The organism is Microtetraspora sp. NBRC 13810, from assembly GCF_030268685.1.
Taxonomy (GTDB): Bacteria; Actinomycetota; Actinomycetes; order Streptosporangiales; family Streptosporangiaceae; genus BSRQ01.
Window position 1 is genome coordinate 678,618 of the sequence record NZ_BSRQ01000001.1, and the last position, 23,886, is coordinate 702,503.

24 protein-coding genes are annotated in these 23,886 nt (G+C 70.8%); 8 read left to right on the forward strand and 16 right to left on the reverse strand.

The window, feature by feature from the left end; genetic code table 11:
- Positions 1-113: 113 nt before the first annotated feature.
- The 3 genes from QSK26_RS03070 to QSK26_RS03080 form a co-directional block, all read right to left on the reverse strand.
- Positions 114-1,331: an NADP-dependent isocitrate dehydrogenase gene (locus QSK26_RS03070; protein ID WP_285773376.1), complete on the reverse strand. Its 1,218-nt coding sequence runs from the start codon at positions 1,329-1,331 to the stop codon at positions 114-116.
- 105 nt (positions 1,332-1,436) lie between these two features.
- Complete coding sequence (locus QSK26_RS03075; protein ID WP_285773377.1) at positions 1,437-1,754, reverse strand: DUF3017 domain-containing protein; 318 nt, start codon at positions 1,752-1,754, stop codon at positions 1,437-1,439.
- Entirely contained in the window at positions 1,751-2,872 is a 1,122-nt protein-coding gene (locus QSK26_RS03080; protein ID WP_285773378.1) for a citrate/2-methylcitrate synthase, read from the reverse strand. Before QSK26_RS03080 ends, QSK26_RS03075 begins: the two co-directional genes overlap by 4 nt.
- Before the next feature lie 181 nt (positions 2,873-3,053).
- On the opposite strand from QSK26_RS03080, the gene QSK26_RS03085 reads away from it, so the two are divergent.
- On the forward strand, positions 3,054-3,707 hold the full coding sequence (locus QSK26_RS03085) for an FHA domain-containing protein (protein ID WP_285773379.1): 654 nt from the start codon (positions 3,054-3,056) through the stop codon (positions 3,705-3,707).
- A gap of 90 nt (positions 3,708-3,797) precedes the next feature.
- Here the strand turns inward: QSK26_RS03085 and QSK26_RS03090 are convergent, their stop codons facing one another.
- The 4 genes from QSK26_RS03090 to purN form a co-directional block, all read right to left on the reverse strand.
- Positions 3,798-4,652: a bifunctional methylenetetrahydrofolate dehydrogenase/methenyltetrahydrofolate cyclohydrolase gene (locus QSK26_RS03090; RefSeq protein ID WP_285773380.1), complete on the reverse strand. Its 855-nt coding sequence runs from the start codon at positions 4,650-4,652 to the stop codon at positions 3,798-3,800.
- A gap of 22 nt (positions 4,653-4,674) precedes the next feature.
- Positions 4,675-4,860 (reverse strand): hypothetical protein, encoded by a 186-nt coding sequence (locus QSK26_RS03095; protein WP_285773381.1) that lies wholly within the window; start codon positions 4,858-4,860, stop codon positions 4,675-4,677.
- 176 nt (positions 4,861-5,036) lie between these two features.
- Positions 5,037-6,581, reverse strand: coding sequence for a bifunctional phosphoribosylaminoimidazolecarboxamide formyltransferase/IMP cyclohydrolase (gene purH, locus QSK26_RS03100; protein ID WP_285773382.1), 1,545 nt, complete (start codon positions 6,579-6,581; stop codon positions 5,037-5,039).
- The gene (gene purN / locus QSK26_RS03105; protein WP_285773383.1) at positions 6,578-7,228 is read right to left on the reverse strand and encodes a phosphoribosylglycinamide formyltransferase; all 651 of its coding nucleotides are present in this window, start codon (positions 7,226-7,228) and stop codon (positions 6,578-6,580) included. Before purN ends, purH begins: the two co-directional genes overlap by 4 nt.
- A 102-nt stretch (positions 7,229-7,330) precedes the next feature.
- Here purN and QSK26_RS03110 point away from each other — a divergent pair, with 102 nt between their 5' ends.
- A complete protein-coding gene (locus QSK26_RS03110) occupies positions 7,331-7,753 on the forward strand; it encodes a hypothetical protein (protein ID WP_285773384.1) in 423 nt (140 codons plus the stop codon).
- Between the two features lie 4 nt (positions 7,754-7,757).
- Here the strand turns inward: QSK26_RS03110 and QSK26_RS03115 are convergent, their stop codons facing one another.
- The 4 genes from QSK26_RS03115 to icmB all read right to left on the reverse strand — a co-directional run bounded on the left by QSK26_RS03115 (position 7,758) and on the right by icmB (position 12,258).
- Complete coding sequence (locus QSK26_RS03115) at positions 7,758-9,410, reverse strand: cell division protein PerM (protein ID WP_285773385.1); 1,653 nt, start codon at positions 9,408-9,410, stop codon at positions 7,758-7,760.
- Between the two features lie 168 nt (positions 9,411-9,578).
- A complete protein-coding gene (gene sucD / locus QSK26_RS03120) occupies positions 9,579-10,454 on the reverse strand; it encodes a succinate--CoA ligase subunit alpha (RefSeq protein WP_285773538.1) in 876 nt (291 codons plus the stop codon).
- Positions 10,454-11,635: an ADP-forming succinate--CoA ligase subunit beta gene (gene sucC / locus QSK26_RS03125; RefSeq protein WP_285773386.1), complete on the reverse strand. Its 1,182-nt coding sequence runs from the start codon at positions 11,633-11,635 to the stop codon at positions 10,454-10,456. Before sucC ends, sucD begins: the two co-directional genes overlap by 1 nt.
- A gap of 212 nt (positions 11,636-11,847) precedes the next feature.
- Complete coding sequence (gene icmB, locus QSK26_RS03130; RefSeq protein WP_285773387.1) at positions 11,848-12,258, reverse strand: coenzyme B12-dependent isobutyryl CoA mutase small subunit; 411 nt, start codon at positions 12,256-12,258, stop codon at positions 11,848-11,850.
- Positions 12,259-12,583: 325 nt separating this feature from the next.
- On the opposite strand from icmB, the gene QSK26_RS03135 reads away from it, so the two are divergent.
- From QSK26_RS03135 to QSK26_RS03145, 3 genes are all read left to right on the forward strand, one after another.
- The gene (locus tag QSK26_RS03135) at positions 12,584-13,384 is read left to right on the forward strand and encodes a hypothetical protein (RefSeq protein ID WP_285773388.1); all 801 of its coding nucleotides are present in this window, start codon (positions 12,584-12,586) and stop codon (positions 13,382-13,384) included.
- A 95-nt stretch (positions 13,385-13,479) separates the two neighbouring features.
- Entirely contained in the window at positions 13,480-14,379 is a 900-nt protein-coding gene (locus tag QSK26_RS03140; RefSeq protein WP_285773389.1) for a hypothetical protein, read from the forward strand.
- 32 nt (positions 14,380-14,411) lie between these two features.
- Positions 14,412-15,305: a hypothetical protein gene (locus tag QSK26_RS03145; protein WP_285773390.1), complete on the forward strand. Its 894-nt coding sequence runs from the start codon at positions 14,412-14,414 to the stop codon at positions 15,303-15,305.
- Positions 15,306-15,425: 120 nt separating this feature from the next.
- On the opposite strand, the gene pcrA is transcribed toward QSK26_RS03145, so the two are convergent.
- The gene (gene pcrA / locus QSK26_RS03150; RefSeq protein WP_285773539.1) at positions 15,426-17,651 is read right to left on the reverse strand and encodes a DNA helicase PcrA; all 2,226 of its coding nucleotides are present in this window, start codon (positions 17,649-17,651) and stop codon (positions 15,426-15,428) included.
- A 137-nt stretch (positions 17,652-17,788) separates the two neighbouring features.
- Here pcrA and QSK26_RS03155 point away from each other — a divergent pair, with 137 nt between their 5' ends.
- Positions 17,789-18,508: a PIG-L deacetylase family protein gene (locus QSK26_RS03155; protein ID WP_285773391.1), complete on the forward strand. Its 720-nt coding sequence runs from the start codon at positions 17,789-17,791 to the stop codon at positions 18,506-18,508.
- On the opposite strand, the gene QSK26_RS03160 is transcribed toward QSK26_RS03155, so the two are convergent.
- The 4 genes from QSK26_RS03160 to QSK26_RS03175 all read right to left on the reverse strand — a co-directional run bounded on the left by QSK26_RS03160 (position 18,498) and on the right by QSK26_RS03175 (position 21,594).
- Positions 18,498-19,265: a CPBP family intramembrane glutamic endopeptidase gene (locus QSK26_RS03160; RefSeq protein WP_285773392.1), complete on the reverse strand. Its 768-nt coding sequence runs from the start codon at positions 19,263-19,265 to the stop codon at positions 18,498-18,500. The genes QSK26_RS03155 and QSK26_RS03160 overlap by 11 nt on opposite strands.
- A gap of 14 nt (positions 19,266-19,279) precedes the next feature.
- Positions 19,280-19,546, reverse strand: coding sequence for a WhiB family transcriptional regulator (locus QSK26_RS03165; protein ID WP_285773393.1), 267 nt, complete (start codon positions 19,544-19,546; stop codon positions 19,280-19,282).
- A gap of 198 nt (positions 19,547-19,744) precedes the next feature.
- The gene (locus QSK26_RS03170) at positions 19,745-20,380 is read right to left on the reverse strand and encodes a response regulator (protein WP_285773394.1); all 636 of its coding nucleotides are present in this window, start codon (positions 20,378-20,380) and stop codon (positions 19,745-19,747) included.
- Positions 20,377-21,594: an ATP-binding protein gene (locus tag QSK26_RS03175; RefSeq protein ID WP_285773395.1), complete on the reverse strand. Its 1,218-nt coding sequence runs from the start codon at positions 21,592-21,594 to the stop codon at positions 20,377-20,379. The genes QSK26_RS03170 and QSK26_RS03175 overlap by 4 nt, the downstream gene beginning before the upstream one ends.
- A 140-nt stretch (positions 21,595-21,734) precedes the next feature.
- On the opposite strand from QSK26_RS03175, the gene QSK26_RS03180 reads away from it, so the two are divergent.
- Positions 21,735-23,609, forward strand: a complete 1,875-nt coding sequence (locus QSK26_RS03180) for a PspC domain-containing protein (protein ID WP_285773396.1) — start codon at positions 21,735-21,737, stop codon at positions 23,607-23,609.
- Positions 23,599-23,841: a hypothetical protein gene (locus QSK26_RS03185; protein ID WP_285773397.1), complete on the forward strand. Its 243-nt coding sequence runs from the start codon at positions 23,599-23,601 to the stop codon at positions 23,839-23,841. Before QSK26_RS03180 ends, QSK26_RS03185 begins: the two co-directional genes overlap by 11 nt.
- Positions 23,842-23,886 lie beyond the last annotated feature (45 nt).

Below are 23,886 nucleotides of genomic sequence, written 5' to 3' on the forward strand. Positions count from 1 at the left end.
TCACACGGCCCCTTGCCGGGCGTTACACCTACGTGACCCTGGGAGTGCCTCGGTGAGACAGGACGGGGGCAGGCGAAAGGGCCGCCCGGAGGCGGCCCTTGACCCGGAGAAGATCAGACGGACATCTTCTTCTTGAGGTTCTCGTCCAGCGCGGCCAGGAAGTCCTGGGTGGTCAGCCACTCGGCGTCGCCGCCGACGAGCAGCGCCAGGTCCTTGGTCATCTGGCCGCTCTCGACGGTCTCGACGCAGACCTCCTCCAGCTTCGTGGCGAAGTCGACCACCTCGGGGGTGTTGTCGAGCTTGCCGCGGTGCTGCAGGCCACGGGTCCACGCGAAGATCGAGGCGATCGGGTTGGTGGAGGTCGGCTTGCCCTGCTGGTGCTGGCGGAAGTGCCGGGTGACCGTGCCGTGCGCGGCCTCGGCCTCGACCGTGCGGCCGTCCGGCGTCATCAGCACCGACGTCATCAGGCCCAGCGAGCCGAAGCCCTGCGCCACCGTGTCCGACTGCACGTCGCCGTCGTAGTTCTTGGCGGCCCAGACGTAGCCGCCCTCCCACTTCAGCGCCGCGGCGACCATGTCGTCGATCAGGCGGTGCTCGTAGGTGAGCCCGGCCGCCTCGAACTCGCCCTTGAACTCGGTCTCGTAGACCTCGGCGAAGATGTCCTTGAACCGGCCGTCGTAGGCCTTGAGGATCGTGTTCTTCGTGGAGAGGTAGACCGGGAAGTTACGGTTCAGGCCGTAACGCATGGAGGCGCGGGCGAAGTCCCTGATCGACTCGTCCAGGTTGTACATCGCCAGCGCGACGCCGCTGCCCGGGAAGTCGTAGACGTCCAGCTCGATCGGCTCGCTGCCGTCCTTCGGGGTGAAGGTCAGCGTCAGCGTGCCCTCGCCGGGGATCTTGAGGTCGGTGGCGCGGTACTGGTCGCCGAACGCGTGACGGCCGACCACGATCGGCTTGGTCCAGCCGGGCACCAGGCGCGGCACGTTGGACATGATGATCGGTTCGCGGAAGATGACGCCGCCGAGGATGTTGCGGATCGTCCCGTTCGGGGACTTCCACATCTTCTTCAGGCCGAACTCCTCGACCCGCGCCTCGTCGGGGGTGATGGTGGCGCACTTCACGCCGACGCCGTACTGCTTGATCGCGTTGGCGGCATCGATCGTGACCTGGTCGTCGGTGGCGTCGCGGTGCTCGATGCCGAGGTCGTAGTACTTCAGATCGATGTCGAGGTAGGGAAGGATCAACTGGTCCTTGATGAACTGCCAGATGATCCGGGTCATCTCGTCGCCGTCAAGCTCGACGACGGCCCCCTCTACCTTGATCTTGGGCATGCGTGTGGTTCCCCTTCTGAACTAACACTGACCAGACGATCCTTTTTGAGGCTCACTGGCCGTTGAGGCTATCGGACCGGTTCGAACACCTCGCTGGCCACCCGGTCATCCGACGATCCGGATGAAGCCGAGGATCCCGACGATCCATTCACGCTCCACGAGCAGGATCAACCCGCCGAATACCAGCAGAGCGCCGAAGGTGGTCAGGGTGAGCGCGTCGGTCGTCTTGCCGCGGATCGCGAACCACCCCGCGCGCCGCTCAGGGAGTATCACCCTGATCAGCGCGCCGAGCAGCAGGAAGCCGCCGGCAACGGGCATGCCGACCGACGGCGATGCCCCTAGAAGTATGGAGGCGAGGCCGAGAACCGTCCCCAGTGCGATGAGAGGGTACGGTCCCCAGCCTGCCTGCTGTCGCTCGTTCAACGCTCGTCGATCGGCTTCCATTTTTGGTCGCGCTCACCGATGTATTCGCTGTCGGGCCGGATCAGCCGGTTGTCCGCGTGCTGTTCGATCACGTGCGCGGTCCAACCCGACATGCGGCTCACCGAGAACACGGGGGTGAACAGATCGGTAGGAATACCAAGGTAGTGGTAGACGGTCGCCGCGTAGAAGTCGACGTTCGGGTAGAGGCCCTTCTCCGCGAGGACGACCTCCTCCATCTCCTTGGACATGCGGTAGTACGTGTCGTCCCCGGCGGCCTGGGCCAGCTCCTCGGACATCCTGCGCAGATGGGTCGCGCGCGGGTCCTCCGTCTTGTAGACCCGGTGCCCGAAGCCCATGATCTTCTCGCCGTTCGCGAGCTTGTCGCGGACGGTCCCGGCCACCTGGTCCGGCGCGATGCTCTGCAGCGTGCGCATGACCTGCTCGTTGGCGCCGCCGTGCAGCGGGCCCTTCAGCGTGCCGATGGCGGCCACGATCGCCGAGTGCATGTCCGACAGGGTCGCGGCGCACACCCGGGCGGCGAACGTCGAGGCGTTCATCGTGTGGTCGGCGTGCAGGACGAGGCAGGTGTCGAAGATCTCGACCTGCCGCGGGTCCGGGACCTTGCCGGTGATCTGGAGCAGGAAGTTCGCCGCGATGCTCAGCCCGGGGTCGGGATCGGGGATCTCGGCGCCGGTGCGGGCGGCGTGGTACCGGGCGACCAGAATGGGCTGCTGGGCGGTGAGCTGCGCCGCCTTGCGGTGGTTGGCCTCCGCGCTGTTGGCGTCCTTGTCCGGGTTCTCGGCGCCGGACAGGGAGACCAGGGTGCGCAGGGCCTCCATGGGGGCCTGCTTCTCGGCGATCTCGGAGATGTTGGCCTCGACCAACGCGCCGAGCGAGCGGCCGTTGACCAGCTCCGCGCCGTAGGCGGCGAGCTGGTCCCGGGTGGGGAGAGCGCCACACTGGAGCAGATGGGCGGTCTCTTCGAATGTGGTGCGCCCCGCCAGATCGTGGATGTCGTAGCCACGATAGAAGAGGCGACCGGCCTTCCCGTCGATGTCACTCAGCGCTGTGGACGCGGCTACGACATCGGCGAGGCCTTTGGTGGGCTTGTCCGCCATGTGTGTTTCCTCCGCTTATCTTCGCCCGAAGTCTACCCGTGAGCAGGCAAAACCTTCTCCAGAGGTCCAGACCAATTTCGCGTCGGATTCTCCTTACGGCAAAGGCGATTCCCCATCCCCTCGTTTGGGTAAGCCGAAGCTATAGCAGAAGATACGGCGGGCTACCTGGGGAGGAACTGCCGTGGAGGGGCCGTTCATACGCATCGAGGACACCGGCGAGGTCGTCCCGTTGCGGCCCGAGATCACTACGGTCGGCCGTGGCCGTGGTGCGGACATCAGGCTGACGGACCCGAGCGTGTCCCGGCTGCACGCCGAGTTCGTCCGGCGGGGACCTTACCTGTACGTCGTTGACCTGGGCCTGTCCCGCAACGGCACACGGGTGAACGGCAGGCCGATCGCCCGGAGGGTGCTCGACGACGGCGACGTGGTGTCCTTCGGCGCCGCGCGCTGCCGGGTGGGAGGCGTGCCCCGCGAGGACTTCACCCCCGAGGTCGAGCTGCGACGCGCGGCGGCCCCGGAGCTGACCCGGCGGGAGGTGGACGTGCTCACCTCGCTGTGCCGCCCGGCGCTGTCCGACGAGGCGTTCGTCGCGCCCGCCACCGCGCGGGAGATAGCGGACGACCTGGTGGTGACCGAGGCGGCGGTGAAGCAGCATCTGCTCCGCCTCTACCAGAAGTTCCGGATTCCCGAGGGCACCAACAGGCGCACCCGGCTGGCCAACGAGGTGGTCGCCCTCGGCCTGGTCCGGCCGACACCGGTGGTCCCGCCGCAGCGTTCCGCGGGCACCCCGGCGGAGGGACAGCCGCACCCGACCGCGGGCCGCCGCGCGTCCTGAGGCGTACCCGCCCGTGCCGGTCACGGGCGGGGCTTCATCATGCCCGCATGCCGGGGCGGCGTGCCACGCCGGAGCCGGGCATGCATGCCCTTACGCCGGGTGCCGGCGCTCGGCCGCCTCCACGACGTTGGTGAGCAGCATGGCGCGGGTCATCGGGCCGACGCCGCCGGGATTGGGGGTGAGGAAGCCGGCCACCTCAGCGACATCCGGCGCCACGTCTCCGGCGATCTTGCCCTCGACCCGGGAGACGCCGACGTCGAGCACCGCGGCCCCCGGCTTGACCATGTCGGCGGTGATCAACCCGGGCACGCCCGCCGCCGCGACGACGACGTCGGCCCCGCGCACGTGCGCGGCGAGGTCCTGGGTGCCGGTGTGGCACAGGGTGACCGTGGCATTCTCACTGCGCCGGGTCAGCAGCAGGCCCAGCGAGCGGCCCACCGTGATCCCGCGGCCGACCACCACCACCTCGGCGCCCTTCAGCGGCACCCCGAACTCCTGCAACAGCACCACGATGCCGCGCGGCGTGCACGGCAGCGGCGCGTCCATCATGTGCACCAGGCGGCCCAGGTTGACCGGGTGCAGCCCGTCGGCGTCCTTGCCCGGGTCGATGCGCTCGATCAGCGCCATGGTGTCCAGACCGCGTGGCAGCGGGAGCTGCACGATGTAGCCGGTGCACGCCGGGTCGGCGTTGAGCTCGTCGATCGCCGCCTCGACCTCGGCCTGGGTGGCGGTCTCCGGCAGGTCCTTGCGGATGGAGGCGATGCCGACCTCGGCGCAGTCGCGGTGCTTGCCCGCGACGTAGATCTGGCTGCCGGGATCGTCGCCCACGAGCACCGTGCCCAGCCCGGGAGCGACCCCGCGCTTCCTCAGCTCCGCCACCCGGGCGGTCAGGTCGGCCTTGATCTTGGCCGCGGTGGCCTTGCCATCGAGTCTCTGCGCGCTCATGTCAGCCCATCATATGGGCCGCCTACCGGCTGCCCTCCCGAGCCGCCGCCTCGCGCCGCTCGATGATCCTCCTGGTGAAGGGGATGGTCTCCACGGCGACCTTGCCGAGATACGCCCCGAGGCCCGCGAAGATCACGAGCACGAAGGGGCTGTGGAGGAACCCACTGACCAGGACGACGCCGTACAGAACCAGATCGATCAAGGACATGCGGGTACTCCGAGGGAGGAAACAGACGATGAAGCCTCAGGGTACCTGCCCCATCCGGCCTGCGGCCCCGAAACACCCGAACCATCCCCACTACCCAGATCAGCCGGGAGATCACCCCAACGCGGAAATCCCGGGCAGGCCCGGCCGCCGGAGCGCGGCGGCCGGGCGGGCGGGGTTCAGTGGAAGAAGTGGCGGGTGCCGGTGAAGTAGAGGGTGATGCCGGCCTTCTCGGCGGCTTCGATGACCTCGGGATCGTGCACCGAGCCACCGGGCTCGACGATGGCGCGGACGCCCGCCTCGGCGAGCACCTCCAGGCCGTCGGGGAACGGGAAGAACGCGTCCGAGGCGCCGACGGAACCGGTGGCGCGGTCGCCGGCGCGGGAGACCGCGAGGCGGGCGGAGTCCACCCGGTTGACCTGTCCCATGCCGACGCCCACGGTGGCGCCGTCGGCGGCGAGCAGGATGGCGTTGGACTTGACCGAACGGCAGGCCCGCCAGGCGAAGGCGAGGTCGGCCAGCACCTCGGCGGAGGCGGCGGCCCCCACCTTGAGCTCCCAGTTCGCCGGATCGTCGCCCGGCGCGTCCACCCGGTCCACGGTCTGCACCAGCAGGCCGCCGTCGATCCGGCGGAACTCCGCGACACCGGCGGGACCGGCCGGGCAGCGCAGCAGCCTGATGTTCTTCTTCTGGGTGAGCACGGCCAGCGCCTCGGGCGCGAACCCGGTGGCCACCACGACCTCGGTGAACACCTCGGCGATCTGCCGGGCCAGCTCCTCGGTGACCTCGCCGTTCACCGCGATGACGCCGCCGTAGGCCGACAGCGGGTCACAGGCGTGCGCCTTGCGGTGCGCCTGCGCCACGTCGGCGCCGACCGCGATGCCGCACGGGTTGGCGTGCTTGATGATCGCCACGCACGGCTCGGCGAAGTCCCAGGCGGCCCGCCAGGCGGCGTCGGCGTCCACGTAGTTGTTGTAGGACATCTCCTTGCCGTGCAACTGCTCGGCGCCGGCCAGGCCGCCGGTGCCCGCCGAGTAGAGCGCGGCTTCCTGGTGCGGGTTCTCGCCGTACCGCAGCACGGCCTCGCGCTCCCAGGTGGCGCCCATGAACTCCGGCCACGGACCGTCCTGCGGCGCGTAGACAGAGGAGAACCACGAGGCCACGGCCACGTCGTACGCGGCGGTGTGCGCGTAGGCGGCCCCGGCCAGGCGGCGGCGCTCGTCCACGGTGAAGCCGCCCGCGGCGACCGCGGCGAGCACGTCGCCGTAGGACGCCGGGTCGGTGACGACCGCCACCGTGCCGTGGTTCTTGGCCGCGCCGCGGATCATCGCCGGGCCGCCGATGTCGATCTGCTCGACGCACTCCTGCGGCGCCGCGCCGGAGGCCACGGTCGCGCTGAACGGGTAGAGGTTGACCACCACCAGCTCGAACGGCTCGATCTCCAGCTCTTCGAGCTGCTTGACGTGGGCCGGGTTGCCGCTGTCGGCGAGGAGGCCGGCGTGCACTCTCGGGTGCAGCGTCTTGACCCGGCCGTCCAGGCATTCGGGGAACCCGGTGAGCGCCTCGACCGGGGTGACCCGCACGCCGAACGACGCGATCTTCGCCGCCGTGCCCCCCGTAGAAACGATCTCCACGCCCGCGGCGTCGAGCCCCCTGGCCAGCTCCTCCAGCCCTGACTTGTCATACACCGCGATCAACGCGCGCCTGACGGCGATGCGGGTCACTTCGTGGTCCTCCCTGGTTCTCCGTCACCCCGGGTCCGCGAACCCAGGCGAACATTCCGGCCGGTGACCGTCCAGCCCTCGCGGGCCATGCGGCCGACCGTCTCGACGAGCAGGCCGCGCTCGACGGTCTTGATCCGTTCGTGCAGCGTGTCCTCGTCGTCCCCGTCGTACACGCGGACGGTCTCCTGGGCGATGATCGGCCCGGTGTCCACGCCCGCGTCGGCGAACATGACCGTGCAGCCGGTCACCCGCACGCCGTACGCCAGGGCGTCTCGCACCCCGTGCGCGCCGGGGAAGGCCGGCAGCAGCGCGGGATGGGTGTTGACCACGGGGAACGCGGACAGCGTCGGCGCCCCGAGGATCCTCATGAACCCGGCGCAGATCACGAGATCCGGCTTGTGGGCGGCGATTCTGGCGGCGATGGCCTCGTCCCACGCCGCGCGGTCGGAGTGGTCGCGGACGCGCTCGACGAACGTCGGCACACCCGCCCGCTCCGCGCGGGCCAGTCCTTCGATGCCGTCGCGGTCGGCGCCGACCGCGACGATCACGGCGCCGTAGGATTCGTCGGCCACCGCGTCCAGTAGGGACTGTAGGTTGGTTCCAGAACCGGAGACGAGAACCACGAGCCGAATGGCCTGGTCAGACAAAGAGCGCTCCAGTCGGTGCTGATCGGGTGACGTGCCGGCACGGTCGCGCACGCCGCAACCAGGGTATCCGGCTGACCGGTCAAACGACGCAGAGGAGGTCAGGTGGCGACACCCGTCCAGAGTCCGACCGGGCAGCGGCCCCCCGAAGCCGCGGGCAGACGGGCGATGCTCTATGCCTTCCTAGCACTGGTGGTGACCTTCCTGCTCCCCGTCGGCGGCCTGGTGCTCGGCCTGATCGCCCTGGTGATCGGGATTCGTGCGGTGGGTCTGCTGCGCCGGGCGGGCAAACCGGCCACGGTCGCGATCGTGGGGGTGGTGATCTCGTCGGTGGCGTCGTTCATCGCCGTAGGCACCACGGGGTTGCAGCTCTACTTCGCGTCCGAGCTCAGCACCTACACCGAGTGCAAGATCGGCGCGGGCACGGTGGCGGCGCAGAGCGACTGCGTCGAGCGGCTGGAGCGCTCGATGGAGCAGCGGGTGCCGTTCCTGCGGCCGGGCGAGCTGCAGTTCCCCATCGCGCCCTGACCGGTCACTCCCGGTCCCAGGCGTAGGGGTCCACGTAGATCACGTGGCCGCCGCGGTCGTCGGTCTCGTCCACGATGTCGCGGCGCTGCGGGCGTTGCTGGTCGGCCTTGCGGAAGCCGGGGTCGGCCAGCAGTTCGGCGGCGGCCGAGGCGTGCTCGTCCACCCAGTCGTCCCTGACCACCGGGATGGGCTGGGTGTCGGTCTCGGTGGCGTCCATCCAGTGGCCGGGCAGCCGGTGCGGCTCGCCGGGCTCGGCGAACCCGACCCTGCTGGCCACCTTGGCGATCGCCGCTCCGGCCTTGCGCACGGGGGCGGCAGCCGTACCCAGCCGGGCCAGGGCGGGCGCGTGGCCGCGGGCCGCGCGGAAGACCAGCCACCAGTTGGACAGCCCGGCGGCGATGCCCGCGGCGACGCCGACCTCCAGGGAGACGGAGAGCATCACCTCCCACGGCGAGGGGCCGATCGCCGACATCCGCCCGTCGCCGAGCGGGCCGCCGGACAGCGCGGCCAGCGCGCCCGCGGCGACGCCGGTGGTGATCCCGCAGACGAACCCCCACAGGGGCGCGATCTCGTACGACGGCGTCGGGGCGATGCGCACGATGAGCAGGCCGCCCACCGCGCCCGCCGCGAACGGCACGGCGAGCACCGCCATGACCCACGGCGAGGTCGTCCCGGCGTCCGGGAGTGCGCCGAGCACCGGCAGGCTGGGCACGTGGCCGAGCTGGACGCCGGTCGGCGCGACGAGGGTGCCGGTGCCGATCGCGAACCCGGGCCCGGCGATGTACGCCATCCCCCACACGACGCCGTTCAGCAGGTAGAGGCCCTGCACGAGGAGCAGCAGCGTGCCGCCGACGACACCCGGCGCGAGCCCGTCGGACAGCTCCCTGACCTGGGCGAAGTTGACCACGATCGAACCGAGGACCAGGAGCAGCCCGGCGGACAGCATGATCGCCAGCGCGGCCGCGGTGCCGATCGTGACGGCCCGCGCCCGCTCGGGCAGCAGGCGGAGCATGGTCCGCCACGGCCCGATCGTCCGCGCCGTGGCCAGCGCTCCGGCGACGAACGCCAGCAGCAGGTGGCTGACCAGGACCTCGCCGAGGTGGGGCTGGGTGATCTCGTTCCGCGCGACCAGCGCGATCAGCCCGGCGAGCAGCGCGTACGGCGCGGCCAGCGAGATGCCCGCCTGGGCGACCAGGACGAGCTGGGCCCTGCGCCGGGCGCTCGCCATGTCCTTGGGGCTGCCCTTGGGCAGCCGGGCGGGCAGCCGGACCCGCAGGTCGGCGTCCCTGGCCATCCACAGCGCCGCCCGGTAGAGCAGCAGCGCCGGCAGCACCATCAGGCCCAGCGGGAGCAGCCCGACCCGGCCGCCGGGGATCGCGAACCCGGCGTGGTGGGCGGCCAGCCACAGCTGCGCCGCGGTCCGGAACACGCCGGGCAGCCCGGTGCCGAACGCCGCCGAGCGCGGCGCCGCGATCCAGCCGACCAGCGTGAGCGTGGTGAGCACCGCGAGCCCGACGCCGAGGGTCCAGGCCGCGGCGAGCATTCCCGACACGGGAAGCGGCCTGCGGACGTCGTCGTCGTCGGTGACACCGGGCAGGGGGATTCTGCTGAGCATGCTCCGGGGGGCCGTCCGCAGCCGGTCGAGAAGGGCCGTCACAGTAGTCGATGGTCTCAGGGTGTACGGCTTCCGCCGGGTTCCTGCGTCCGCGTGTCGCGGTGTTGAGCCCCTTTTGGTACGGCTCTCCCGCCGAAGGGCCGCATTATGCGCCGGAAGCGTGGGACGCCCGGTGAGATCTCACCGGGCGTCCGCGTCGCGAAACGGGCCTCAGCGGGCCTGGAGCACCTCGCGCAGGAGGCGGCCGGTCTCGCTGGGCGTCTTACCCACCCGCACCCCGACCTTCTCCAACGCCTCCTTCTTCGCCTGAGCCGTACCAGCCGACCCCGACACGATCGCCCCGGCATGACCCATCGTCTTACCCTCCGGCGCCGTGAACCCCGCCACATACGCCACCACCGGCTTCGACACCGACCTCTCGATGAACGCCGCCGCCCGCTCCTCCGCATCCCCGCCGATCTCACCGATCATCACGATCGCATCGGTCTCCGGATCCGCCTCAAACGCCGCCAACGCATCAATATGCGTCGTCCCGATCACCGGATCCCCACCGATCCCCACCGCCGTCGAGAACCCCAGATCCCTCAGCTCATACATCAGCTGATACGTCAACGTCCCCGACTTCGACACCAACCCCACCCGACCAGGCGACGTGATATCCGCAGGAATAATCCCCGCATTCGACGCACCAGGCGACGCGATCCCCGGACAGTTCGGCCCGATAACCCGCGTCACCCCACCCGCCGCCACCGCATACGCCCAGAACTCCGCCGTGTCATGCACCGGAACACCCTCGGTGATCACCACACACAACGGAATCCGCGCATCCACCGCCTCCTTCACCGCATCCTTCGTGAACGCCGGCGGCACGAACACCACCGACACATCCGCCCCCGTGACCGACATCGCCTCAGCCACCGAACCGAACACCGGCAACCCCTCATGCACCGTGCCGGCCTTACGCGCATTCACCCCCCCGACCACCTGCGCACCCGAAGCCAGCATCCGCCGCGTGTGCTTCGAACCCTCCGACCACGTCATCCCCTGAACGATGATCCGCGAGTCCTTGGTCAGCCAGATCGCCATCATACACCCACCGCAGCCAGATCGGCAGCCCGACGAGCCGCATCATCCATCGTGTCCACCAGCTCCACACCCGGCAAAGCCGCCTGCGCCAGAATCCGCCGCCCCAGCTCCGCGTTGTTCCCGTCCAACCGCACCACCAGCGGACGACTCACCGCCTCACCACGACCCTCCAGCAACCGGAACGCCGACACCACACCATCGGCCACCGCATCACACGCCGTGATCCCACCGAACACGTTCACGAACACCGACCGCACCGACGGATCCGACAAAATGATCTCCAGACCATTCGCCATCACCTCCGCCGACGCACCACCCCCGATATCCAGGAAGTTCGCCGGCCGCGGCGACCCCGCGAACCCCTCACCCGCATACGCCACCACGTCCAGCGTCGACATCACCAGCCCCGCACCATTGCCGATGATCCCCACACTCCCGTCCAGCTTGACGTAGTTGAGACCCTTCTCCTTCGCCCGCGCCTCCAGCGGATCCTCCGCCGCCACGTCCACGAAACGCTCGTGGTCCGCCTGGCGGAAGTGCGCGTTGTCGTCGAGGGTGACCTTGCCGTCGAGGGCCTTCACCTGGCCGTCGGCGGACAGGATCATCGGGTTGACCTCGACCAGGGTGGCGTCCTCGTCCACGAAGGCGCACCAGAGCTTCTCGATGAGCTCGGCGGCGCCCTCCAGGGCGTTGGCCGGGAGCCCGCCCGCCTCGGCGATCTCGCGGGCCTTGGCCCGGTCGACGCCGTCCAGCGGGGAGATCGCGATCTTGGCGACCTTCTCGGGCGCCGTGTGGGCGACTTCTTCGATGTCCATGCCGCCCGCCGCGGAGCAGATGGCCAGGAAGGTGCGGTTGGCGCGGTCGAGCAGGAAGGAGAAGTAGTACTCCTCCGCGATCGCGCTGGCCTCCTCGATCAGGACCTTGTGCACCGTGTGGCCCTTGATGTCCATGCCGAGGATCTCGGTGGCCTTCTGGTAGGCGTCGGCCGCGTCATCGGCGAGCTTCACGCCGCCCGCCTTGCCACGGCCACCGGTCTTGACCTGGGCCTTGACGACGACGCGGCCGGCGAGCTCGACCGCAGCCGCGCGCGCCTCGTCCGCCGTGTGGGCGACGACGCCGCGCGGCACCGGGATGCCGTAGGCCGCGAAGAGCTCCTTCGCCTGATGTTCGAACAGGTCCACGAGGGTCCGTCCTTGCTTGTCCGGCTGATCTGGTTCAGTTGCCCGTGCTTTCACGGGGCCAGGCCCAGGGCCATCGTGATCTGCCGAAAGCCTGGCGTTTTCGCCTGTGAAGCCTAGCCGCCCAACGGCCCCCGCGGGTCATCGGGGGCGGGTTTACCCCAGGTCAGCAGTTCGACAGATACGACAAAGGCCCATAAATTACCGCAGGCGTCTCACGAAACGCGGGACGGTATCGCCGACCGGACCCACTCGACGATCTCCTGGGTGGTCGCGCCGGGGGTGAACACCCGGGCCACGCCGAGCCGCTCCAGCTCGGGCATGTCGGCCTCGGGGATGATGCCGCCGCCGAAGACCACGATGTCGGAGGCGTCCTGCTCGCGCAGCAGCTCCAGCACCCGGGCGAAGAGCGTCATGTGCGCGCCGGACAGGATCGACAGGCCGATCGCCTGCGCGTCCTCCTGGACAGCCGTCTGCACGATCTGCTCGGGGGTCTGGTGCAGCCCGGTGTAGACGACCTCCATCCCGGCGTCGCGCAGCGCCCGCGCCACGATCTTGACACCTCGATCGTGCCCGTCCAGGCCAGGTTTGGCGACGACGACCCGGATCCTTGCCGTGGCGTCCATACAGAACCTCCGTACACGTGGTGCCCGTCCCCCGCAGCGTAACCGCGCCACCCGCCGCGGTCCCACCGGGGCGCACCCGCACCCCCCCAAGAGGGACCGGGATCACGATTCACGGATTTTCTAGATAAATCTGTAAATATCGGATGCACGGGTGATCATGTTCCGCCATCATGTGTCGGCAATGCCTTTCGGGCGGTCCGAAGGCACTACAGGAGGAAAGTCATCCATGAGGCGATTGGTCGCCATCCTGGCCGCTGCGCTTATCGCGCCCGCTCTCGCCACGGTCTCCCCGGCGAGCGCGCAAACGGCCGCACCTGTCAATCCTGTGGACGCTCTGAAGAACCAGTTCAAGAGCAACACCGGTGTGAAGTTCCTCACCGTCGAGAAGAGCATCATCGGCGGAAAGTCGTCCATCTTCGCTGACGTGAAGGGCGCCTACCAGTTCGGCGCCTCGGGCATCTCGGCGTCGGACACCACTCTGCGTCTCAGGATCGACGACGAAACGCGCGACTCGCTGGAGGAGTTGAGCGAAACCGAAGAGGGCGAGGTCAGCCTGCTGGAGATCATCACCTCGCCGATGCGCCTCGTCTCGACCAAGAAGGGGACCTATCTCTCCACCCCGGCCATCGCGCCGGTGCTCCCCGAGGGCAAGAGCTGGGTCGGCCTGCCGTCGTCCACGCTCGGCGGTCGCGTGCTCGTCGCCCAGACGCTCAACGTGCTCGAACCGGCCACGCTGAAGGCGCTCCTCTCCGACGTCTCCAGCAAGAAGCCCGGCGGCAACGTGGACGGCGCCCGCACCACCCTCTACACCGGCAAGCTCACCTACGGCGAGCTGTACAAGGTGTCGCCCGCCCTGCGTCAGCTCGGCAAGCTGGACAAGAGCCAGGCCAAGAGCGTCGTCAACTGGCAGCTCTGGCTGGACGCCAAGAACCTCCCGCGCCGCGTGGTCAACTTCACGGACGAGAAGGTCTCCGGCGTCACCACGCGCAGCGTGTCGGACACCCGCTACACCGGCTGGGGCTCCCGCCTCACCATCAAGACGCCGCCGGCCGCGGAGGTCCTCACCGAGAAGGACGCCCTCCAGGAGATCCCCGAGCTTCCGCAGCTCTTCAACGTGATCAAGTAATTTCCCAGGTCCCCGGACCTGTCCCGGCCCGCCGCTCCCCCGGCGGGCCTTCGCACGTCCCGTAAGTCCCCGAGCCAACGAGAGACATGACTCCCATGAAGCGATTCATCGCCGTACTGGCCGCCACGCTCGTCGCGCCCGCGCTCGCCACGGTCACCACGGTCTCCCCCGCGGCCGCGGCCGCGCCCGCCAACCCGGTGGACGCCCTCAAGAAGCAGTTCAACAACGGCACCGGCCTGCGCGTCACCGAGATCTCCAAGGCGACCTCGTCCGGAAAGACGCTCATCACCGAGCGGCTGGCCGGCTTGTACGCGTTCGGCGCCAACGGCGTGACCGCGTCCGACCTGACCGTGCGCCCCTCCTACGACAAGTCCGTCCGTACGGGGCTCGCGGAGGAGTTCGAGGATGACGAGTCGGACGTCGACCTGCTGAAACTGGTCACCTCGCCGACCCGCATCATCTGGCAGAACAAGACGGCCTACGTCTCCAACCCTGCGCTCACGCCGGTCCTCGCCGACGGCAAGACCTGGGGCACCGCCCGCAGCGCGTCGCACGCCGCTCCGTTGAGAACGGCCTACCAGCAGGTCAACGTGCTCGAGCCGAACACGCTGAAGGCCCTGCTCGCCGACGTCGATCGCAAGAGCGCGGGCGGCGTCGTGGACGGGGCCCGTACCACGCTCTACTCCGGCGTCACCACCTTCGGCGAGCTGAACAAGGTCTCGCCGACCTTCCGGCTGCTGCACGGCAAGCTGAGCAAGTCCGCGGCCAAGACCGTTCTGAAGTGGCAGCTCTGGGTGGACGGCAAGGGCCTGCCGCGCCGTGTCGTGAGCTCGACGACCGAGAAGCTCAGCCGGACCGCGACCTGGCGCGAGGTGAGCGACACCCGCTACAGCGGCTGGGGCACCCGCCCCTCCGTCAAGGCGCCGGCCGCCGCCCAGGTCGACACCGAGACCGACATCGAGGACGCGTTCCGCGAGGTCTCCACGACCGGCTGAGGCCACGGCCCCGCAACCAGAAGGAATCCCCCATGAAGCGATGGATCACCGCGCTCGCGGTGGCCGTGGCGGCCCCCGCGCTGGCCGCCGTTCCCGCGCTGCCCGCGAGCGCCGTGGCCACCGCGGCCGCACCGGCCGCGAGCACCGCCGCCCCCGACCCCGCCGCCGTGCTGAAGAGCAGGCTCGCCGGCCGGCAGGGGGTGAGGTTCACCGAGACGAACGCGTCCACCGGGCCCCTCGCGGGCATCAAGTACCAGTCCCACGGCGTGCTGGAGTTCGCCAAGGGCTCCCTGCGCGCCGTCGACGTCACCAGCGGCGTGGGCGCCAAGGACGAGACCCCGGCGCGCTACATCATCTCCGAGGGCAAGGCGTACCTGCGGAGCGGTCTTTTCGCCGAGTTTCTCCCGGAGGGCAAGCACTGGATCGCTCCCAAGCGCGACTCCCTCCTCTCCTCAGCGATCATTGACGTCCGGACGACCTCCGGGCTGGTCGACGTCTTCGAACCGGCGACGGTGCGGAAGCTGGTCACGAGCGCGACGACGAAGCGCCCGTCGAGCACCATCGACGGCACCCGCACCACCCTCTACCAGGGCACCACCGCACTCGGCGACCTCTACGCGGTGTCGCCGACGCTGCGCAAGGCCCTGGGCAAGAAGCCGGTCGGCGAGTCGGCCGTGCTCAAGGTCACCTGGCGGCTGTGGCTGGGCAAGGACCAGCTTCCGCGACGCGTCTGGAGCTCCTGGACGGAGAAGACCGTCGGCCTGCGCACCGACCGGAGGACCTCGACCAGCGATCTGCGGATCAGCGGCTGGAACTCGAAGATCACCGTCAAGGCGCCGCCCGCCGCCCAGGTGATCAGCGAGGAGGAACTCGACAAGGCGCTCACGTTCGAGCCGCCCGTCGAGCTGCTCCCGCTACCCAGGTAATCCGCTCTCCGTACGGCCGCCACGAGGTTCGGCGGCCGTACGGAGGTCAGCGGGCGTCGCGAGGCGCGGTGGCCGTACGGAGGTCAGCGGGCGTCGCGAGGCGCGGTGGCCGTACGGAGGTCAGAGCTTTTCGAGCGGGGCGTAGGCGAGGAGGAGGGTCTTCTCGCCGCCGGTGCCGAAGTCGATCTTGACCTTGGTCTTGTCGCCCGCGCCGTCCACCGAGACGACCGTGCCGAGGCCGAAGGCGTCGTGGGTGACGCGGTCGCCCGGGTCGAGGCTGGGGATGGGTCTGCCGCCCGCGGAGGTCTTCCGCGCCGGGGCAGGGTCGCGGCGGGCGGTGGCGGCCTGCCAGGCGGTCTTCTCCGGGTCGGTGCGCCAGTCGAGCAGCTCGACGGGCACCTCGGCGACGAAGCGGGAGGCGGGGTTGAACGCGGGGGCGCCGCCCCAGGAGCTGCGGACGGCGGCCCGGGTCAGGTAGAGGCGCTGCTGGGCGCGGGTGATGCCGACGTAGGCGAGCCGGCGCTCCTCCTCCAGCTCCCGCGGCTCGTGCAGCGAGCGCATGTGCGGGAAGACGCCGTCCTCCAGCCCGGTCAGGAAGACCACCGGGAACTCCAGGCCCTTGGCGGTGTGCAGGGTCATCAGCGTGACGACCCCCTGGCCCTCGTGGCCCTCGGGGATCTGGTCGGCGTCGGCCACCAGCGAGACCTGCTCCAGGAAGTCGACCAGCGTGCCCTCCGGGTTGGCCTCCTCGAACTCCGCGGCGACCGAGATCAGCTCGTCGAGGTTCTCCAGGCGGCTCTCGTCCTGCGGGTCGCCGGAGGTCTCCAGCTCGGCGCGGTAGCCGGTGCTGGTCAGCACCTCCTCGGCGGTGGCGGCAGGCGGGAGGCCCTCGGCCTTGCCGCGCAGCTCCTCGATGAGGGCGACGAACTCCTTGATCGCGTTGAGCGAGCGGGTCGCCAGGCCGGGTGCCTCCTCGGCCCGCCGCAGCCCCTCCCAGAACGGGATCCGCTCCCGCGAGGCGAACGCCTCCACCATCGCCTCGGCCCGCTCGCCGATGCCCCGCTTCGGCACGTTGAGCACCCGGCGCAGCGACACCACGTCGTTGGGGTTGGCCAGCAGCCGCAGGTAGGCCAGCAGGTCCCGGACCTCCCTGCGCTCGTAGAACCGCACCCCACCCACGACCTTGTACGGCAGGCCGGTCCGGATGAAGATCTCCTCGAAGACGCGGGAGGCCGCGTTGGTGCGGTAGAACACCGCCACCTGGCCCGGCTGCACGCCGTCGTCGTCGCTGAGCCGGTCGACCTCCTGGGCGACGAACATCGCCTCGTCGTGCTCGTTGTCCGCCACATAGCCGACGATCTTGGGACCGGCGCCCTGGTCGGACCAGAGGTTCTTCGGTTTGCGGCCCTCGTTGCGGGCGATCACCGCGTTGGCGGCGGTCAGGATGGTCTGGGTGGAGCGGTAGTTCTGCTCCAGCAGGATCGTGCGCGCGTCGGGATAGTCGCGCTCGAACTCCAGGATGTTGCGGATCGTCGCGCCGCGGAAGGCGTAGATCGACTGGTCGGCGTCGCCGACCACGCACAGCTCGGACCGGTCGACGCCCTCGCGCACCACGTCGCCGTCGGCGGTGCGCGCCTCCGGCAGGCCGACCAGCTCGCGGATCAGCATGTACTGGGCGTGGTTGGTGTCCTGGTATTCGTCGACGAGGACGTGCCGGAACCGCCGCCGATAGTGCTCGGCCACCTCGGGGAACGCCTGGAACAGGTTGACCGTGAGCATGATGAGGTCGTCGAAGTCCATCGCGCCGGCCTCGGTCAGCCGCTGCTGGTAGCCGCGATATGCCTCGGCGAGGGTCTTCTCCAGGTGGGTGCCCGCCTTGTCGATCGCCGTCTCGTAGTCGATCAGCTCGTTCTTGAAGTTGCTGACCTGGGCGGAGAACGAGCGCGGCGGGTAACGCTTGGGGTCGAGGTCCATCTCGCGGCACACCATCGCCATCAGCCGCTGGGAGTCGGCCTGGTCGTAGATGGTGAAGCTGCTCGGGAAGCCGAGACGCCTGCCCTCGCTGCGCAGGATGCGCACGCACGCGCTGTGGAAGGTCATCACCCACATGGCGGCCGAGCGCGGGCCGACGAGCTTGTCGATCCGCTCCTTCATCTCCCTGGCGGCCTTGTTGGTGAAAGTGATCGCGAGGATCTCCGGCGGCCGGACCTGCCGCTCGGCCAGCAGGTAGGCGATGCGATGGGTCAGCACCCTCGTCTTGCCCGAACCTGCCCCGGCGACGATGAGCAGGGGCGAGCCGTGATGGACGACGGCCTCGCGCTGTTGCGGGTTGAGACCGTCGAGCAAGGGGTGGTCGACAGAGGTTCGGGTGGGCACGTCCCTAGGTTATGGCCGCCCACCGACAACCGGGGCCAGGGCTGGAATAGTCGCGGTGGTCGCGGCGTTGCCGCGAACAGTCCGGAGAGATCGTGCGAGGAGGGACCGTGCTGGAGGACAACGAGGTCAACCGGGTTCTGGTGGTGACCGCCCATCCGGACGACGTGGACTTCGGCGCGGCCGGCACGATCGCGTCGCTCACCGGGCGCGGCGTCGAGGTGAGTTACTGCCTGGTGACCGCGGGCGACGCCGGCGGTTTCGACCGGGAGCTGGACAACGGCGGGATGAGCGAGCTGCGCCGCGCCGAGCAGACGGCCGCCGCCAAGGCGGTGGGCGTGAGCGACGTGCGCTTCCTCGGCTACGCCGACGGCCTCGTGGAGCAGAGCCTCGGCCTGCGCCGCGACATCACCCGGGTGATCCGCCAGGTGCGGCCCGACCTGGTGATCACGCACAGCCCGGAGCGCAACTACGCGGTCGTCTTCCCCAGCCACCCCGACCACCGCGCGGTCGGCGGCTCCACCCTCGACGCGGTGTATCCCGACGCGCGCAACCCCTACACCTTCCCCGAGCTGCTGACCGACGAGGGGCTCGACGCCTGGACGGTCCGCGAGGTGTGGCTGACCGGCGGCCCCTCCCCCGACCATTACGTGGACATCACGGCCACGCTGGAGCACAAGATCGCCGCGCTGCGCGCGCACGTGAGCCAGGTGGCGCACCGGGACGACCTCGACGCGTTCGTCAGGGCGCGCTTCGGCGAGACGGCCCGGCTCGGCGGCCTCGGCGAGGGGCGCTACGCCGAGGCGTTCCAGCGGGTCGTCACCGGCTGACCTCGCCGGGGGGCGCCAGCCGCCTGGACAGGCGGGCGAAGACGTAGCCCAGCGAGTTGGTGGCCGTGTGCAGCAGGGACGGCGCGAGCAGGCCCTCACGCCTGCGCAGCTCGCAGAAGAGGACGCCGGCCGCGGCCGTGATCGCGACGCTGCCCGCGACCACGCGGACCACGTCGGCGCGGCCCGGCGCCTCCTGCGGGGCGGGCTCCGTGCCGGGGTGACGCACCTCCCCGGCGATCTCCTCGACGCCCTTCCCCGCGGTCAGGTGGCCGAGAGCGGGGTTGGCGCCGGCCATGTCGATCGCCGGCAGCACGTGCCAGAGGCCGAAGAGCAGCGAGGAGGCGGCGGTGGCCGCGCCGGTGCCGTGCGAGCGGGCCACCAGGCCGTACACAACGCCGCGGAAGCCGACCTCCTCCAGCAGCACGGTGCCGACGGGCACCTGGAGCAGGGCCTCCTCCAGCACCCGCGCCCGGGAGAGCCCGAGGGCGCGCTCGTCCTGGAAGAACCTGCGGGTGGCCGGCAACGAGACGCCCACCGTGTACACCCCGGCCACGGCGGCGGCGAGCGCGAGGCCGGTGCGCGCGCCCCGGCCGGAACGGTGGAAGCCGAGCTCCTCCCAGCTCAGCCCGGACCTCCTGGCCATGGCCACCAGCGCGCCGGTGGCGAGTGCCGAGGTCAGCGGGCCGAGCCGCGGGGCGACCCGGTTGTTCAGCACGTTGGCGGCGGCCAGCACGGCCACGGATCGTCCTAAGGTCACCCTCGCACGCTACGTCAGCGGCCCGCCGTGGCGTGCTGCCATCCGCCGGGGAACCGGGCCCGCCGCCGCTCCTCGACGGTGAGGCCGCCCCAGATGCCGTCGGGCTCGCCGGTGCGGAGCGCGTACTCCCGGCAGTCGGCGAGCACCTGGCAGCCGGCGCAGACGCCTTTCGCCCGCTCCTCCTGCTCGGCGGAAGAGGTGAGCGGAAAGAAAAGGTCCGGATCGCTGTCCCGGCAGGCGCCCCGCGGCGCCCAGGCGATCTCCGGTATAACCCCCCGCATGACGACCTCCCGGCGTCTCGGCGCGAGCAGGGAATGCCGGTGGGCACGGTTGCCCGCGCGAATACGCGAGGACGCCGGGCCCATTGTCCGGCACCGCCGATTATTCCAATGACGACGAAGAACGGCAGCCACCCACGCGGAAAAATCGACATCCGATCCGGCGCGGTCACCGGCGGAATTCACCGGAAAAGCGGAACCTCAGACGAGGCGCCGCGCGGTGGCCCATCGGGAAAGCTCGTGACGGTTGGAGAGCTGGAGTTTCCGCAACACCGAGGAGACGTGCGTCTCGACCGTCTTGACCGAGATGAACAGCTCCTTGGCGATCTCTTTGTAGGCGTAACCGCGGGCGATCAGGCGGAGCACCTCGCGCTCGCGCTGGGTGAGGGAGTCCAGCTCGGGGTCGATCGGCGGCGCCTCGGAGGAGGCGAAGGCGTCCAGCACGAAGCCGGCGAGCCGCGGGGAGAACACGGCGTCGCCCTCGGCGACCCGGCGGATGGCCTCGGTGAGCTCGTTGCCGCTGATGTTCTTGGTGACGTAACCCCGGGCGCCGCCGCGGATGACGCCGATGACGTCCTCGGCGGCGTCGGAGACGGACAGCGCGAGGAAGCGGACCTGCGAGCCGGAGCCGAGCACCCGGCGCAGCACCTCCTGGCCGCCGCCGCCCGGCATGTGCACGTCGAGGAGCACGACGTCCGGCCGGAGCTCGGCGATCGCCTTGACCGCGGACTCGACGTCCTCGGCCTCCCCGACCACCTCGATCGAGTCGCCGAGTTCGGCCCGCACCCCGGACCTGAAGAGCCGGTGGTCGTCCACGATAAGAACCTTGGTGGTCACAGCCGCTCCAGCTTCATGGTCAACATGATCTCCGTTCCCTCACCCGGCGCGGTGCGCACGCGGGCGGTCCCGCCGTTGCGCTCCATCCGCCCGATGATGGACTCGCGGATGCCCATCCGGTCGAGGGGCACCTCGTCCAGGTCGAAGCCCTTGCCTCGATCCCGGACGAAGATGGTCGCCTCTTCCGGCTCGGCCTCCGCGTAGACGGACACCACCGACGCGCCGGAGTACTTCGCCGCATTGACCATAGCCTGCCGGGCGGCCTGCACCATCGCGCGCAGCGGGCCGTCGAGGTCCTGGTCGCCGACGCAGACGATCTCGATCGGGACGCCGTGCGCGTCCTCTTCCTCGGCCGCGGCCCGCCGTACGGCTCCGGCGAACGTGGCGTCGGCGTTCTGGACGGGCTGGTAGAGCCAGTTGCGCAGCTCGCGCTCCTGGGCGCGGGCGAGGCGCTGGACCTCGCGCGGGTCGTTCGCGTTGCGCTGGATGAGGGTGAGCGTGTGCAGCACCGAGTCGTGCACGTGCGCGGCGACCTCGGCGCGCTCCTCCTGGCGGATGCGCTCGCGGCGCTCAAGCTGGAGCTCCCGCCACAGGCCGGCCAGCCAGGGGGCGCCGATCACCGCGAGGCCGCCGACCACGACGGCGGTGAACAGCAGGCCGGGGCGGACCCACTCGCCGCGCACGGCGAGGAAGCCGATGCCGCCGATGACCACCAGGCCCATGCCGAGCGCCGAGCGGATCCAGTTGTGCCGCACGCCGCGCACCGCGCCGCTCATCCAGCGTTTGCGCCGGTCGGGCGCGGCCTGCTGCCACAGGATGAGCGCGCCGATCCCGCCCACCGCGATCGGCCAGGTGCCGAACCCCCCGGTCGGGGTGCCGGTCAGCCAGCCGAACCCGGTCAGCGCGAGCCCGATCGCGGCGAAGGCGGTGAACTGGCTCCAGTCCCGCGGCGGCTCGTGCCCCTCGAACGGCCGGCGCGGGGTGAACACCCACAGCGCCACGTAGGCCACCACGCCGATCCCGCTGACCACGGTCAGCAGCACGAACGCGAGCCGGATGACCACCGGGTCGAGGCCGAGCTGCTGGGCGGCGCCCTGGGCCACGCCCGCGACGAGCCGCCCCTCGACCGGTCGCGTCAACCGGGGGAAGGGTGCGTCCTCGGCCTCCGGCGGGGAGGCGGGGGGCGCGTCGCGGAATGTCGGTCGGTCAGCCATATGTCAGCATGGTCACACGCTCCTGGGACGAGCGCATCAGGCGTTCCCCTGATGCGTCCCTGACCGGCCGGTCACCGCTCGGGGAAGACTCAGGGGTGTCCCGGATGCGACGCTACCCTGCCGGGGACCACGATGGACCCATGACCGACACCGGGAACGACGCCCGCGACGACCGCGACGCCACGGCCCCGGCGAGCCACGACGGCCCCCCGCCCGCCGAGGCCCCCGAGCCCGGCGCCCGCGAGCACGCCACCACCGCCCACCCAGGCGCCCCCGGACAGAAAACCGCCGGAGAAAGCGCCGCCGACCCGGGCCTTTCCGGACAGACCGCCGCAGGACAGGGCGCCACAGGGCAGGGCGCCACAGGGCAGGGCGCCACGGGGCAGGGTGAGCAGGCCGGGCAGTGGCCGGGTGCGGAGAAGGTGCTGGCCAAGAGCTCCGAGGGACGGCTGCTGACCGGGGTGTGCGCGGGGCTCGGGCGGTACATGGGCGTCGATCCCATCCTGCTCCGGGTCGGTTTCGGGGTGCTGGTGCTGGGGTCGGGCATCGGCGTGCTGCTGTACATCGCGGCGTTCCTGCTGATGCGCGACAGCGACGGCCGTCCCGGTTACGCGGAGCAGTTCACGCACCGGTCCTTCGACGCCGAGAGCGTGATGGCGCTGCTGTGCGGCGTCTTCGCGCTCGGCCTGGTCGTCAACCTGGCCTCGGGCGGCATCGGCCCCGGCACGCTCGTGGTCGGCACGCTGTTCGCCGTGGCGCTGCTGGCGGCGCACTCGGGCGGGGTGGACATCCTCGCCCTGCTCCGCTCGATGCCCGACCGGATCACCGGCAGGAAGGGCTCGCGTGCGGGTCAGCCCGCGCCGGTCCACGCGGGGTCCGCCGACTTCGCCGGCGCGCCGGACGCGGCCTTCGCCCCGTCCCGCCCCGCCGCTCCCGCCCGACCGCATGACCACCCCCAGGACACGACGTCCCGGTACGGCACCCAGGCCCCGCCTCCGCCGCACGACCCGCCGCACGACCCGCCGCACGACCCGCCGCCGTACGGCCCGCGGCCGGACAACCCGCCCCCGTACGGCCCGCCGCAGGACATGCCCGCGCACCTCGGCCCGGAGGCGTACCGCGGCGCCGGTGTCGCCACGCCGCCGGAGCCACAGGACGCGCCCGCCGCACAGACCACGCACGACACCCTGCCGCAGGACAACCCGGCGACGCGGACGCCGCCGACCCGGACGTACCCGGCGGCCGACGACCGGCCGCGGTACCCGGTGACGGCGGCGTACGACTCGACGGGGGCGCCGTTCGCGCCCTACGGGCCCTACCAGCCGCTGGATCCGCGGCGGCGGGAGGGCTTCCCGGGTCCCTACCCGGCCGCCCCGGCGCGGCGGCCCCGGCGGCCCCGGCGGCCGCGGACCTTCCTCGGCACGATCACCGTGTTTCTCGCCATCCTCGTGGGAGGGATCGTCATGGCGGTCCAGTCAGCGTCGGGAGACGCGGTCAGCGTGCCGGTCGCCGGCGGAGCGGTGCTGCTCACGATCGGCGCGGGCCTGCTGGTCGCCGCGTGGTTCGGGCGCGGGGCCGGGCTGGTGGTGGCCGGGACGCTGGTGACGCTCGCGCTCATCGTCTCCTCGACCGTGGGCGGCGTGCCGGAGAACATCGGCAGCCGCGCGTGGCGGCCGATCAGCGTCGCGGCGGTCGCGACGCCGTTCCAGGTGGGGGTCGGCGAGGGCCGGCTGGACCTGACCGCGCTGGACCCGCCGCCGGGCTCGCGGACGGAGGTCACCGGTTCGGTGTCGGTGGGCAGCCTGGAGGTGATCCTGCCGCCGGACGTGCGGGCGGAGGTGTTCGCGACCAACCGGGTCGGCGACATCACGGTGGACCAGTCGATGCGCGGCGGGTCGCAGGTCAGGTTCAACACCACACTCGCTCCCGAGGTGCCGCCGGACGGGCAGGTGGCGACCGTCGTGCTGCGTCTCACCGCGGGCGTGGGGGACCTGGAGGTGCGCCGTGGCGCATGAGCCCCAGCATCCGTACGGCGACGTCTGGGAGTCGCGGGAGGAGCGCCCGCGCCGGGTGCACCGGACCGACTGGATGGCGCTGCTGAGCGGGATCCTGTTCATCGTGCTCGGCATCGGGTTCGTCGGCGGCGACATCGGCGATCCGCTGACGACGGCGCTGCCCGCGCTGGTGGCCGGGCTGGGCCTGGCGGGGTTCGTGGCGGTCATCGCGCGGGTGACGCGCAGGAAGTGACCGTCTACGGGACGGAGTGGGATCCAGGCGGCCGTCGACAAGGCC